Annotated in this window: 1 pseudogene; it reads right to left on the bottom strand. The window is 69.1% G+C overall.

The features are described from left to right. Window positions 1–423: pseudogene (locus DJ70_RS15425) on the bottom strand (universal stress protein); the annotation flags it as partial. Window positions 424–573 lie beyond the last annotated feature (150 nt).

Here is a 573-nt window from a genome sequence, read left to right as displayed (position 1 = left end):
CAGATGGGTATAAGAGACAGAGTCCTCACAGAGCACGTTGACGAACGCCGGAAGGCGGGCGAACTCCGCGACGGCCGGGATCGGTACGAGGATCCGGTCTATCCCCTCCGTCGGGGCCGGGTTGAGCTCCGCCGCGCAGTCCTCCTCGACCATCACTCGGTCTATCGCGGTCCCCCGGTCCTTCCCGAAGACGAGCCGGGTCCGAACCGAGGCGCTCGACTCGCGGAACGGCTCCGCGACCGCGTCGAGGGTCGCCCGCGCCTCCGACTCGAACTGCTCGCGGGCCGCCTCCGTCGGGGTCTGCTCCGGAACCGCGAAGTGGCCCATGACCACGATGTCGAGCGGCGCGAGGTCCCGAACGAGCACCGGAGCGATCGGCTCGGGGTCCGGCAGTTCGACGGGAACGAGGATCGTGTCGGTCATACCGCTCCTCCGTGACCGACGAGAAAGTATCTACCGCCGATTCCCGGTCACCCGGCATCGACCCGCACGGTCGGTCTCGCACGACCGCCTACCGACGGTCCGGAGCCGCTACGAGGACTCCTCCGGTCGGCCCTCGCCGTCGATCCCGTC

It is taken from the genome of Halorubrum halodurans, from assembly GCF_002252985.1.
GTDB classification, from domain to species: Archaea; Halobacteriota; Halobacteria; order Halobacteriales; family Haloferacaceae; genus Halorubrum; species Halorubrum halodurans.
Note: the sequence above shows the minus strand (reverse complement) of the source record. Positions and strands in the feature narration are given on the sequence as shown.